At 55.0% G+C, this 14,070-nt stretch carries 8 protein-coding genes; 6 read left to right on the top strand and 2 right to left on the bottom strand.

Annotated elements, in window-relative coordinates:
- Positions 1–25: 25 nt before the first annotated feature.
- Complete coding sequence (locus tag LRS06_RS02640) at positions 26–1,219, bottom strand: restriction endonuclease subunit S (protein ID WP_257870054.1); 1,194 nt, start codon at positions 1,217–1,219, stop codon at positions 26–28.
- 20 nt (positions 1,220–1,239) lie between these two features.
- A complete protein-coding gene (locus LRS06_RS02635; protein ID WP_257870053.1) occupies positions 1,240–3,801 on the bottom strand; it encodes a type I restriction-modification system subunit M in 2,562 nt (853 codons plus the stop codon).
- A 169-nt stretch (positions 3,802–3,970) separates the two neighbouring features.
- Here LRS06_RS02635 and LRS06_RS02630 point away from each other — a divergent pair, with 169 nt between their 5' ends.
- From LRS06_RS02630 to LRS06_RS02605, 6 genes are all read left to right on the top strand, one after another.
- Positions 3,971–5,566 carry a hypothetical protein gene (locus LRS06_RS02630; protein ID WP_257870052.1) on the top strand — a complete coding sequence of 532 codons (1,596 nt, stop codon included), beginning with the start codon at positions 3,971–3,973 and terminating at the stop codon, positions 5,564–5,566.
- A gap of 1,100 nt (positions 5,567–6,666) precedes the next feature.
- A complete protein-coding gene (locus LRS06_RS02625) occupies positions 6,667–10,416 on the top strand; it encodes a DEAD/DEAH box helicase (RefSeq protein ID WP_257870051.1) in 3,750 nt (1,249 codons plus the stop codon).
- 20 nt (positions 10,417–10,436) lie between these two features.
- Positions 10,437–11,153 (top strand): hypothetical protein, encoded by a 717-nt coding sequence (locus LRS06_RS02620; protein WP_257870050.1) that lies wholly within the window; start codon positions 10,437–10,439, stop codon positions 11,151–11,153.
- 27 nt (positions 11,154–11,180) lie between these two features.
- Positions 11,181–11,609 carry a hypothetical protein gene (locus LRS06_RS02615; protein ID WP_257870049.1) on the top strand — a complete coding sequence of 143 codons (429 nt, stop codon included), beginning with the start codon at positions 11,181–11,183 and terminating at the stop codon, positions 11,607–11,609.
- Between the two features lie 23 nt (positions 11,610–11,632).
- A complete protein-coding gene (locus tag LRS06_RS02610) occupies positions 11,633–13,027 on the top strand; it encodes a hypothetical protein (protein ID WP_257870048.1) in 1,395 nt (464 codons plus the stop codon).
- A gap of 21 nt (positions 13,028–13,048) precedes the next feature.
- A complete protein-coding gene (locus tag LRS06_RS02605; RefSeq protein WP_257870047.1) occupies positions 13,049–13,975 on the top strand; it encodes a hypothetical protein in 927 nt (308 codons plus the stop codon).
- The last annotated feature ends 95 nt before the right edge of the window (positions 13,976–14,070 follow it).

Genomic DNA, 14,070 nt, shown 5'->3' with positions numbered 1-14,070 from the left:
TTGCGCAGTTTAAGAAACAGAATACTTATACCAGCCGCAGCTTCCCAGTTAACAGCTGCTGCATCAGGCCCTGCTTGAGCTGCTGGGTCTTGGCGTGCTCAGCTTCCAGCGCGGCCAGGTAGGCATCGGCTTCGCTGAGCACGGCGGCAATGGCGCGCTGCTCGTCAGCGGATGGACATGTGATTTCAAAAGCCTTGAAGGTTGGAAGGCGGAGAGAATCTACAGTAGCTTTTACCGAGTTCTTGGTAGCCTCAACACCAAAGTTTAGAGTCATATAGTAGAAGACGAATTTACCAGATAACTCAGGAGAAAAATTACTGATTTTATATACACGTTGGTGGAAGTCGAACTTGCCATTGATATAATGAAAAATGCTGCCGATTCCACCTTCGCCAGGAATTAATATGGCCTCTCCATCAAATGAATAAGAGTTAATAGATTCTACTTTTTGAGACCTTACAAAGAAGGGGTATTGACCTCCTTCTATTTTATCCTCGTTGTTTTTTTTACCTGTTTTAATCTGGGTGAAATCTCCTAACCGCTTCACCTCCCACTCCCCTGTAAACCCCGGCAGGCGCTTCTTTTCATTTAGTAGCCCCTGCAGCAGCCCCTGCTTCACGGCCCGCTGTTTTGCCAGCCGCGCCCGTTGCGCCGCCAGCAGCGCATCCATTTCCCCCAGCGCGGCGGCTATGGCCTGCTGCTCGGCAAGGGGCGGGAGGGGGATTTGAAGCTTTGAATATTCCACCCCGTTAATGCCTGGCTGACCACTACGCATCGAGGTCATGCCTACCCATTTCCAATAGGGGCTGGTTTCCGTATAGGCTTTGAGAAACCGAGGATCTAGTTTTTTTGGGTTGGTAGTTATGCGTATCAGGAACCCGGCAAACACCAATTTCCCATTGGCTTCAGTATGCAGGTATGTCTTACCCGTACTCGCGCCAGTTCTAGCAAAGACAATATCGTTCGGAGCCAGGATGTAGTTCTCTGCGAAAACATGATTTACTGACACCTTATTATTGGTCAGTAACTCCCCATTATCTGAAATATCAGTGATGCGCAGATAAGTGGGCAGGGCTTCGGAATAACCTACAGCTGCTGCATTAATTCCATAATCCGGGCGTCGGGAAAGCAAGGGACTCAGCGCACTAGTATCCCACTCCTCCGGCAGCACGCCCAAATCCGTCACCTTATACCCGGCGGGTACTTGCGTAGTATCCATAGCTCTGTTGTCCTGGCGAATTAGTTAACCGAAAATCCCAGCGTGGCGAGGTAGCTGTTCACCTGGGCCTGCCGGGCAGCTACTTCCGCTTCCAGGGCGGGCAGGGGCTGGGCGTAGCGCTGGGCCAGCTCCGTGAGGCTGCGGGCCAGCGTGCCGCTCAGGCGGGCCAGCTCGTGGCTCAGGCCCTGCCGCAGCGTGGCCAGCCATTTGTCGTCCACCACCAGCGTACGCACGTCGTCCGGCTTCAACGCCAGGTAGCGCTTGGCTAGGCCGGCTTCCAGGCCCGCTTCTGCGTTTTTAAGCTGAGCTTTGGCCGCATCTTCCACTTCCACGGCCTGCGTGTAGGCGCGCAGCGCCGCTACCTCCTCCGCGTCGTCCGCATCCTGGGTTGCTGCTTCCTGGGTGCGGGTAGCCATGTAGGCATCCATCTGCTCCATGAAGTTCAGGAGTTCGGGTACTTCCAGCCCGTCGTTGGCCGGGGCGTCGGTAGCGGGGAGCAGCAGCTTGGCCGGCCGCCCGCGCCGGGCTTTGGTAGCCGCCAGGCTGGCCTGGGCCGGGGCGGCCTTCAGCCGCTTTGCTACCAGCTTGCGGTCTAGCTTACCGGTGGGGGCGTAGTCGGCCAGCAGGCCGTCCTCGCCGGCGTACTCTTCTTCCAGCTCCTCCCGCAGGCGGGTGGCTTCTTCCAGCGCGGCCGTGGCCTGGTCCAAGTCCAGCTGCTCTTCGGGCAGGTAGCGCGCCACCACCAGCTCCCGGGGCACCAACTCGCTGTTGTAGTGGCCCTTCTTGGTTTTGGTGAGCCGGGCCTTCCAGCCCTCGGCCACCACCTCATACACGTCGTCCTGCATGGTGGCGGCCCAGTAGTCCATCAGGTTCTGGTACACGTCGTAACAGTCCAGCAGCGGCAGCTCGGCCAGCGTGTGCAGCAAGTCCTCGGCCAGCAGCGGCAACAGCTGCTTGGGCTTGGTGTCGGCGCTCAGGGCGTGCAGGGTGGTGTGGGCCCGCTCCGCCCATTCCCCATACTTCGCCTCTATGCTCCGCTGAAACGCCTGAAACTCGGGGTGCTCAAACACGGTAGGGCGCACCGCCTCCGGTGCCACCCGCAAGCTTAGGTATCCCGGCCGGTCGCCGGGGCCCAGTAGCGCGTCGTGCAGGGCCGGGCACACCGCCCAGTAAGGAGCCAGCGCCGCCGCGTCGGCGGCCGGAATGCCCCCGCGCAAATGCGCGTCCAAATCCTGCTGCACCTCCCCGCCCTGGCTTTCCACGTAGCGCGGAATGTTCAGGTTGTAGCCGTTGCGCTCAATCTCCTCGTAGGGCACCATCCGCGCGTAGCCCGGCACGTCGCGCAGCTCCCCAAACACGTCCACGATGCGGTGAATGTCCTGCTCGCGCAGCCGGTTCTTGTTGCCGTCCTTCAGGTAGCCCTTGCTGGCGTCCATTAGGAAGATGCCCGTACGGTCGGCTGCGCCAGCCTTGTCCAGCACCAAGAGGCAGGCCGGAATGCCCGTCCCGTAAAACAGGTTCGGCGGCAGCCCGATAATGCCCTTCAGATACCCCCGCTGCACCAGGTTGCGCCGGATGTCGGCCTCGGCGTTGCCCCGGAACAGCACCCCGTGGGGCAGCACCACCGCCCCGCGGCCGGTGCCGTTCAGGCTGCGTACAATGTGCAGCAGAAACGCGTAGTCGCCATTCTTCACCGGCGGCACCCCGTAGCCCGTAAACCGCTCGTAGGGGTCGTGGGCCACATCCACGCCGTTGCTCCAGGCCTTCACCGAGAAGGGCGGGTTGGCCACCACGAAGTCGTGGGTTTTCAGTCCGCCGCCGTTGCCCAGAAATTTCGGGTCGGCCAGCGTGTTGCCCTTCTGGATTTCGGCCGTGTTGTAGCCGTGCAGAATCATATTCATGCGGGCCAGCGCGTAGGTGGCGTTATCCATCTCCTGCCCGTAGATGCTCAACTCTACCGGCGCCTCGTCGGCCGCCTTGAGTAGGAGGGAGCCGGAGCCGCAGGTAGGGTCATACACCGTCTGCGTCGACTTCGTAGCGTGCTCGATGCCAATCACCTTGGCCATCACCCGGCTCACTTCCGAAGGCGTGTAAAACTGCCCCTTGCTCTTGCCGCTCTCCGTGGCGAAGTGCTGCATCAGGTACTCATAGGCGTCGCCCAGAATGTCGTCGCCGTCGGCGCGGTTACGGCTGAAGTCCAGCCCCGGCTCCTCAAAGATGCCCACCAGCGCCGTCAGCCGGTCCACCCGGTCCTTGGGGCTGCTGCCCAGCTTCTCGGGGTCGTTGAAGCTGGCCACGTCAATGATGCCGGTCAGCTCGTTGGCCTTGGCCAGGCTGGCAATGACCATGTCCATGCCCTCGCCGATGTGCTTGCTGCCCTTCAGCGCCACCATATCCTGGAAGCTGCCGCCCTCCGGTATCACAATCACCGAGTCGTCGCGCCCGGCGTACTTGTCACTCACGTATTTCACGAACAGCAGCGTCAGCACGTAGTCCTTATACTGCGAGGCATCCATGCCCCCGCGCAGCTGGTCACAGCTCTTCCACAACGAGCTGTACAGTTCACTTTTCTTAACGGCCATAATCTGGGTAAAATCTAAATCCTCCCTTCCTGTCACAAACCAGCAGCGGGAGGGAAGATAAAAGTAGCCGTTTGGTCCAGGAAATCGGTCATCACGCCTTTAATTGCTCCCATAATTACTATTTTGGATGGCTTAATCACCTTAATGGGTTTTATGTCTACTCGCCGATATGTCTACTCTAGATAATCAGACCTTTAGAATATTCTGTCTCCGCTCAGTAGCAAAGGCAAAAGGCTGTTCTGAAAAGCAGCTTGCTCACTGGCTGAAGAGTGGAGGATATCCTATAACCCGGCATCGGCAGCTGCCGTTTCCTCAGAGTGCTTATCTACAACTGATACAGTATGTTGAACAGGGGGTAGCTTGTCAGTTTGATACGGCTACCGTTCCTACTTACGAAGAACTTCTCCGGAGAAGAAACGAACTCGACCTCCAGCTGCAGCGCCTTCGGCGTCAACTCATGGAGCAGAACCAGGTCGTAGCCCGGTATCGTGCAGAAGTATCAAAAAATCCAGAAGGCCCCCAGCTCGATCTTCAGTTAGCAGACATAGAGAAAAACCTGGATACCATCCGGCAGCAGCTAACCCCGGGCAGCAAGCTTGATTTGCTAAGCCTGTCCAATGAGTATCAGCATGCGCAACAGAAAAAACAGGCAATAGAAAAACAGTTGAAAAAATGGTTGGATACCGGTTTGCTGCAAAAGCAGCAAAAAGCAGAAAAAGCGCTACAAGCCATTCGCACTGTGCATCAACGTGTCGAGTCCGAACGAAATGAAGTGAACGGGCTGGTAATGCAGCATACGAAAAGGCAGTTGGAGACCGAAAAAGCCAATAAGCAAAGTCGGCAGCCAATTGTTAAGAGCGAAAAAAAGCCAGCTACGGTAGCAGAAAAGGTAGCAGAGAAAGTAAAAATCATTCAACCCAAATCGGCTAAGCAACCCGCAAAGCTTACCACTAGGCTAAGGCTGCCCGTTTTAGCACCTGCGCCACTCTCTGGTCTGGAGCAATTAATTACGGTAGAGTGGAAAGACATCCAGTTTTGTGATGGTGGCTTACTTATCCGCCACCGGGGTTCCTTTCTCAACCGCTTTTATTTCCCCGAGGCCCGCCAATACCTGAACCTGGTCAAAGCGCACTACACTTTCCGTCAGGCGCCGCCCCTGCAAGTTAAAATTCAACAGCGCACAGTTAGCACTATCCTGAACCGGGAAGTGGTGCTCTATTACATCCGGTTCCTCTCGAACACGGGTAAGTTGCCGAGTATCTCTAGTCCGGACGATTCTGGTTTGGTCATCCATAAGTTTGCCCAGTACACCAAACAGTATTACCGTAACCACCTGCCTGATTTCTTTCGAACTACGAGTATGCGCTACTTGTGCGAGGCCATGGACGAGGAATCCTGTATAGTGCCCACGCCCGAGCAGGTTATCAACTCTAATGGAGTTAATGGTATTCACGATTCTTTCCTTTTCACGCTGAAAAGCCCAAAGGCGGCTTATATCATCTGGGAAAGCGCGGAGGAGGGTAAGGCTACTTATGTATTTAAAAGCACCATCGCCACCCTGGCACAGTCGCTCCAGAACATATACAACTATATCGTCAACGATACGGTGAACAAGCGGAGCACTCTATGCCGCAACCACCGCCTTCAGGAGCAGCTGGGTATGGTTGACTGGATTTCGCATACCAACTATTCCGAATGGAAGCAACGAATAAGACCTTATTGCTGGCAGCCAACTCCAACGCGTGCCCGTCTGCAAGCCAGTTAATGTTATAAAACGACGTAGGTTTTTCTAGCTGAATATGTGTCCTGCTTAGGGAGACGCTGGCAAGTGCGTTTAGTCTGTTATCGACCTCGTCTTCAGTAGCTGGCTCAGCTGTACCACCAGCCGGTCCATTTCAGCTTGCAAAGCTTCTCGCTTGCTTTCTTCCTTCTACGCCAGCGCGTACGCTTTCAAGGCCGTAGCTCGGCCAGCTTCCGTAGCCGTTACGTGTGCCTGGCTGCCAGCATATCCCGCCGTATTCGTAGTGCCTGCACAGAGGCCACGCCAGCAGCGGCGACTCACCAGGATTCAGTTTTTCAATCATGGGCATTAGAAGATAAAACTTCTCACTATCCGTTTCGGCTAGACCACCTCAGACCAAGCCTTCTGAAGTTTAGGTACCTATCCTAGACTTAGTATAATTATATACTATTGGTTGATTGGGAGGATGCATATCAGAGTAATATCATGTTAGGTAGTCGTATGTAATTCGAACTAGATTCTATACTTTGCTTATCTGTCTTCCTTGTGTTGTCCTATTTCTAGCTGATTTGAAATTTTTATAAGATATGCCTCAGCTACAGGCCGGTTATTTTATCGAGGAGTTGCTTCCGATTATTGCCGGTTCTCTTGATATGCCCAGCCCTCACGAGCATATTCGGCTCCTACTGCACAACTTGAGTTATTTCGAGCTGGAATGTACTATCCCTTTAAATGGTCCCGGCGACGAGCCTGATTCGCTACTGGCGGTTGCCAGTAATTTAGTTAGCCGCGGCCTGCCCACCCGGGCACCACTTACCCTAGCTCAGCAGGTGCTGCGCTACGCCTGGCCGGAGCCGGTTGAGCATACCACCGACACTCAGGGAAATTTGCGCTTTCCCCTTCTTCCTAGTGTTGATAATCAGGAAGTAGTTTCTATGCTATGGCGGGCTCTACACCTCATCGAGCCCCGCATCCAACCTACGGCAGCTATCCTGCATGAACTGGCAAGCTGGGAAAGTCACGGCAGTGATTTAGAGAGACGCTTTTTCACGCAGACCATTCGAAAGGAGTTCGGTCCCGCTTTATGGCAGTTGCTTGCCCCGCAAACCTCCTTACGTTCGATTTTGGAATTTGCCCCGGAGGAAGCAGAGCAAGTGCATAAAACGCTGCACGTAAACCCCAATGAATTCACCGAGCAGGACGCCGATTTTACACTTGCCCTACCGTATCCCTGGTTCCGCACACCGCTAAGCCCACCTGTCCATGGCATAGTGGTCGAAATAGATGGCAGTCAGCATCTTGAGCCCAGTCAGCGCCAGAAAGATGCCCGTCGTGACTGGGCTACTGAACAGGCCCACTGGCTTACTGCCCGCCTTCCCTCAGCAGAGTTCGGTACTCCACAGAAGGCGTTAAGGCCGTTGCGCGAAGCAGTCGAGCAACACGAATACTTTGCGCACTTGGCAGCCAACTACGAGCAGCCCATGTACGCTTCTACTGCGGGGCTTCAGGCTCAGCAACTCCTGCTTACTCCCTTAGCCGTGGCGCGTCTGCAGCGCACTCTGCTGGAATGCATCAGCAATGGGCTGTTGCCCCTACATAAGTCAGCCTGGCACCTAGTCATTGTCGAGCACGACGTTCCGTGTGCCCACCTGTCCGTGGAAGCTTTGCAGGAGTTAATGCTGGAGCTGTTCGACTTGGAAGGTCGTGAACGACATTTACCGGAGATTCGCCTCCAGGTTTTTGCTTCGCATGAGTACCTGCACGCGGCGCTGCATACCGCTCCCGGTCATGCGGTGCAGCCACTCAGCATGGCCAGTCTCGCAGCGCCGGCCGACTTGGTGCTGGATGTGGCCATGCTGCAACGTCCTGGGTTTACGCCATCCTCGCGGCATTTGCCAGGCCAGGCATACGTCAGCATCCGCTCCGCCTATGCTCCCCGCGCCGCCCGGCGGTTTCAGACTGCGGCCTTGGTAGCGTACCCGCCCATAGTACAGGAGTACGACCGGGAAGATGAGTATGAGTATCCCGAGCTACCCGGCCGCAAGGAGCCACTGCTCTATTTCCTGCAGAATATTTTCCGCAAAGCCGACTTCCGCGAAGGTCAACTGCCTATCCTCAACCGGGGCCTGCAAGGGCGCAGCGTACTAGGTCTGTTGCCTACCGGCGGCGGCAAGTCCCTTACCTACCAGCTGGCTGCTCTCCTGCAGCCAGGCGTAGCCTTGGTGGTTGACCCCATCAAATCCCTGATGCAGGACCAGTACGAAGGCCTGCAGAAGAACTGGATTGATGCCACCAGCTACGTCAACTCTTCTATTCGTACGGCTACCCAACGCGAGCTGCGCCTGCGCCGGCTGAGTCGAGGCGAGTTGCTATTCTTCTTCATCTCGCCCGAGCGCATGATGATTCAGAGCTTCCGGCAGCAGCTGCAGCGTATGCGTAGCCCCGATCGGGTTGCTACCCGCGTAGGCTTCAATTACTGCGTTATCGATGAGGCGCATTGCGTGTCGGAGTGGGGCCACGACTTCCGCACCCAATACCTGCGCCTCGGCGACAACGCCCGCGCCTACTGCCACACTTTCAACGGCAAGTCCGTACCTCTCTATGGCCTAACGGCCACCGCGTCCTTCGACGTGCTGGCTGATGTGGAGCGAGAGCTGCGCCTCGACCCTGATGACGTGGTGCGTACCCGCACCACGGAGCGTAGAGAACTGAGCTACCGTATTATTGACGTCAAAACTAACGAGTCACACCGTCATGAAAAAGACCCTCTGGGCGCAGCTAAGCATCAGGAGCTTCGTCACCTGTTGCAGAATTTGCCGTACTCCCTGGAGGAGCGTATTGCCACTGCCGAGGAAGCCCGCTTTATACCCCGCAGTTTCCAATCCGACTCTTTTTACCAGGAGGATGAAGGGCGCTATCCGCATGCCGGACTGATTTTTTGCCCCTACAAATCCGAGCGGCACGCGGCGGGGGTGCGCAGCATCCATACTATGCTCCAAAATGTAGACACGCTACCGCTACGGGTGGGGTACTTCATGGGCAGCGACCAAAACGATACCGATAAAGACAGCGCGCAAAATGAGATGGAGCGCATGCAGACGCGTTTTGTCAGCGACCAACTCAACCTATTGGTAGCTACCAAGGCCTTTGGGATGGGTATTGACAAGCCCAACGTCCGCTTCACTATTCATTACAATTTTCCAGGCTCCATTGAGAGCTTCGTGCAGGAAGCTGGCCGTGCCGGCCGCGACCGGGCCTACGCGCTGAATTACGTGCTGTTCCATGAGGCAGACCGCCGTATTCAGGAGCAGTTTCACCAGAACAGCTTCAAAGGCCGCAAAAAGGAAGCCCTGGTCATGCACGAGTTGCTGAGCCGGGTGACCTTTCCGGCCTTGCAGCAGTGCGCCGAGTTGGCTGAATACCTGCAGGAAACCTTCTCACTACCTGTAACCGTTAGTCTCTTCCCTCGTCCTGGGCAGGGAGAACCTCGTTTCCTCTACGTCAACCAAAGCTTCGGCGTCGGCTATGGCCGCGTCGATTTTAGCAACCCCAAAGCGCCGGTTGCTTCCCTAACGAACAAGCACGAAAGTATATCCGTTGAGCAGGCGCAGGCTTTGCTCGACTGGTTGGTGCAATACCTCCTCGAAGAAACACCTGATGATGCGCTGGCTTCTCAGGCTACCCTGGCGGAGTGGCTGGCAACCCGAACCAGTGCCTCCTCCACGCTTGGCATTGTACCGAAGTTAAGCCAGGTGGCCATAGGCGAACGTCCTAACCCGCTCACTATTGGTTTTGTCAATGGATCCTACAGTGAAATGGCGGAAATAGCCGCTTCCTACGGCTGGAAGCTGACCGAACCCTTGCTCAAACAAGCTGCCGCATACACAACCACCGACCAGGAATTTCTGAATAACCTCCGCCAGCAGCTGACACCGGAACCACCTAAAGAAGTATTCGATGCCCTCCGCCGTAATTATCCTCGCATCCGCGAAGAGCAGGATACCTACAAAGCAGTTCACCGCCTCTGCCTATTGGGCGTAGTCGAGGACTACACCATCGACTACGGGGCCCGTACGCTCACGTTATTGCTAGCTCCCCGGCCCGCTACCGATCAGCATTACCTCGACCGGCTGGAAGACTACTTTCGGCGCTACACCACGGCCACTAACGCCCGCCAGCTGTGCGAGCAGACGGTGCAGCGCGAAAAGGGGGAAACCTTATTAGAGAAGTGCCTGGGCCAGGTTCTGGATTTCACCTACTCTGAAATTGCTGCTAAACGCAGGCAGGCCATTTTAGAGATGGAAAACGCTTGTCGTAACGGCTTGAAGGGCGACGACCTAAGCGAGTTCTTCGACCTTTATTTCAACTCCAAGTATGCGCGTCCTCACCTGCTGCCTGAAGATACCAAGCAAGGCACCCATTTCGACCAGGAAATTCTGTGGAAATACCTGAAGTATATGGCCGAGCCACCCGATGGACTGGGCAAGGAGAAAGACAACATCAAGCACCTCCGGGGCGCATGCGCCCGGCTGCTGCAGGCCGCTCCCAACAACGGCGCCCTGTTGCTGCTTGATGGGTTTGCCATGTTATTATTAGAGAAACACAAACCCCCGAAGAAAGTGGACCCACGATTAGAGGAAGTTGGGCGCCGCAAAATCCGGGACGGTCTGGTGGCATTCTACGAGCAGACCCAGCTTACCGAAACCGAGCTGAATGAGTTGGCCCGGCGCTATGCCACTGAAATCAGCCACTATGAGCCCTCCCTGGGGCCTTACGTGCTCGACCATGTCGTTGATTCCATTCTGGTCGATATCAATAGCAAATGGCTGTTGACTTTCAATAAACGCTTCGACAACCGCACCTCCCTGGCCTAGTCTGGCACCTTATAACATCTATGGCAGAACAACCTACTTCCACTCTCGATGTCCTGAAGCGTGAGCTAGGGCGCCTCAAGAACTTTACTGATGAAATCGGCCGCGCTAAGGATAGTGCCTCCGAGTCTCGTGATGCCGCCGATGCTGCCATCCGGGCTGCCGAAGCTGTACACGGACAGCAAAAAGCCTTGCTGGCTGATCTGCAACGGGAACACAAGAAAAGCATCGACGGCCAGAGTGAGCTGCTCCGCCAGAACTCCAAGCAATGGGCTGAGGCGCTGGACAAGCAACTGCAGCTTGCCCTGCGGGAATATGGCAAGCAAACCAACGAGCTGGAAAAGGCCATCGAAGCGCTGCGCAAAAATGGGCAGAGTCAGGGCGACGTTCTAACCGGGCTCAGCGACCGGCTCCAGGTAATCACAGCTAGCCTGACCGCCTTCCGGGACGCCATGAATGCGGCTCGGTTTTCCGACCGCCTGGAATCTATCGACGCTCAGCAGCAGCGGATTCACCAGTCTACGGAGCAGAAGCAAACCACTACGCTGGAGCGACTCACGACCTTGGATCAGGCACTGGCCCGGCAGCAACAGTATCACTCGCAGCGGCACGAACAGCTTCAGGAGCTGATTGCTGGCTTGCAGCAGCAAATCACTTCGCTAACTACCCGCTCCACCATTTTGCAGGTAATAGCACTGCTAGGTATAGCCGCATCACTTGCCGTTGCCATCCTTAAGTAATACTCTCACCTCATCAACCTCTACTGCATGGAAAATTTTACCCCCACAGTTTCTGTCAGTTCGCAAGTAACACACAGCCTGCTGGCGCGTCTGCTGGCTCTGGCTTACGTTGATCAGGAAGTAGACCTGCGTGAAGTAGAGCTGATCTACAGCATCGCGCTGGAGCGCGGCGTTTCCAAGGAGGCGTTGGAGTCCATCATGTTGCGCCCTCACTCCGTCAGTACTACTCTACCTAGCACCCCACACGAACGGGTATCCCACCTCTATGATCTGGCCCGCCTGATCCTAGCTGACGGCATTATCAAAGAGGAGGAGCGTGCCATGTTGCGCCGCAGCGTGCTGCTGTATGAGTTTGCCGAAGAGAATGCCGACGGTATTGTCGATTTTCTATTGGAGCAGGCCCAAGCAGGCGTGGCGCCGGCCCAGGTGGTCCAGGTAGTTCAGGAATCCCTCTAACCGCAAGTACACCCGCATTCATTATGACTTTACTCAAACCTGGCCTCTTCAACCTGAAGCCAACCCCCGAACCTATTGCCGCCGAAAGCCCTGCTTTAGAGACGCTTGGCCGCGACGCATCTTTTGCTGACCGCGTGCTCAAAAAGCTCGGCTTAGTAAGCTCCGCCGCCGATAATCTTGAGTCGGAAAACTATGCCGACCCGGATTCTGTCCGCATCCAACGGACTATGCGGCAGGCCGGCTTCCGTGCGGCTGGTCAGCACAACGGCACCACGCACGGCCTGGAGGTAAACCTGACGCGCATCCTGGCCAACCTGCACGAGCAGTTCGACCAGAATGACCGCCAGCAGGAAACCCAACGCAAGCAAAAGCAAGGCGAAATCAACGCCGTTAGCACTGAAATCGAATATCGCCAGGATGAGCGGGCTACACTGGACAATAAGCTGGACGGCACTAAGCAGAAAATAACGGACATCAAGCACGAGATTCATCTGCTTCGCACTTCCCCCGAGGATATGCACCTGCAGGAGCCTTCCCGGCTGGCTCTATGGATTAGTGGCACTATCCTCGCCTTCCTAACTGTATACTTATTTGTCTTTTATAGCTCCGCTATCTACTCAGCTTTCTTCAAAAGCTTCGGTGCCGATGACCAGGCCGTGAGTCGGGCTATATTCGACGGCCAGGCCTTTATAAAAGCTTGGCAGGATGGATTTATGGAGGTGTTGCTCATGCTCACGCTTCCATCAGCCTTTTTAGGCCTGGGCTATATCCTGCATCAGTTTCAGAAGAGCAACTCGCAAGTCAAATGGTTGAAAATAGGAGGTATCATCTTGGTTACCTTTATTTTCGACTATGTCTTGGCCTATGGAATCTCCAAAAAGATTTACGACTTAAACAAAGCTGCGTCCTTTAAAGATATGCCCGATTATACCATGGGGATGGCTATAGTGGATGTCGACTTTTGGACTATCATCTTTGCCGGCTTTGTAGTGTACCTCATCTGGGGGCTGCTTTTTGACTTCTTCATGGAAGCCCACCGCCTTTCCAACAAAGTGGATGCGGCCATTACCGAGCGGCAAAAACAAATTCAGGAAAAGGAAACGGAGTGCATCACCCTAGAAGAGCAAATCGGTAAGGTGAAAGAAATCATCAAGAACTTGATTGCCCAGCGGCACCAGCTGGAGGCACAACTCATGGGTGTTATCATTCCAGCCCGCGAGTGGGCGAACTACCTTATGGAGTTCTGCGACGGTTGGCTATCCTGGATGACAGGTGCGGATATGTCGCACTACAAGCAAAACCAGTGCAAAGCCACCCTCGACCAGTTCATCGAACGTCATTTAGGTCAAAACACCGTTCTGTCTTACCGCTCTTCCGAAATAGATGGGCTGGGTATGCAAGGTCCATCTGCTAATTAACTCTCCTACCTGTTTTTACGAATGCGTTTCTCGAAAATTTTAGCTCTTGGTTTCTTAGCGGCCTCAGCAGGCTTCAGCTCGTGTGAAGGAAAAAGGGGGGCAGTAGAGACTGTCGGTGCCCCCACCGCTGCCACGCCTGCCAAAAGAACCAACCTGACTATCCTGCTGGATCTGTCCAACCGCATTAATGCGCGTTTCGGGCAGGATACCCAGCAAAACCGCGATGTGGCTATTGTAAAGGCCGCTTCCACCTGGTTTAAGAGCCACATGGAGAAGCAGGGTGCCCTCAAAGCCAAAGACCGATTCGCCATCTACTTCGAGCCCCAGCCTCAAATGGATGCGAACCTCGATCAAGTAGCCCGGTCGCTACAGGTAGATCTGGGCAAACCCGAGATGGACCCTAAAGCCAAAAAGGAGGTATACAATAAATTGGTAGCGCAAACTACAGCCGGCGTAGAGCGTCTGTACGAATTCGTAAAACAGCAGCCGCAAGATGGCGCCGACCTGTGGGGCTTTGCCAAAGAGAAGATGGCTGCCCGTTGTATCATGGATACCTCCATGTACCGCAACGTCCTCATTGTTGTGACCGATGGCTACCTGGACCACGTGCGCAACCGTAGTATGCGGGATGGCAACAAAGCAGCGTTCTTTAACGATACCTATATTCAGAATGAGTTGGTGAAAAAGGGGCAATTCACCGCCGCTAACTGGGCTGCCAAGTACGAGGCTGGCAAATATGGCTTATTGGTTCCACCCGGCACCAATCTGAAGGGGCTCGATGTGCTTGTACTGGAGATCAACACGTATAGCCGGCCGCCTTTTTACGCTGATATCGTGAATCGCTACGTCACAGATTGGTTTAAAGCTATGGGTGCAAACCGAGTTGAGGTACGGGCCACGGATGTGCCGACTTACACAGAGGAGAATGTAAAGGCGTTTCTAAAGTAGGAATACAGCCAAGTATACTGTACTAGAGTGACGTTCGGCTGTTGAATCATGAAAAATACAGCCATCTATTAGGTGGCTATGTTTTTAAGCTTCAG

This window comes from Hymenobacter sp. J193 (genome assembly GCF_024700075.1).
In the GTDB taxonomy this organism is placed as follows: domain Bacteria; phylum Bacteroidota; class Bacteroidia; order Cytophagales; family Hymenobacteraceae; genus Hymenobacter.
The sequence above is the reverse complement of the archived record's forward strand: the minus strand, read 5'-3'. Positions and strand labels throughout refer to the sequence as shown.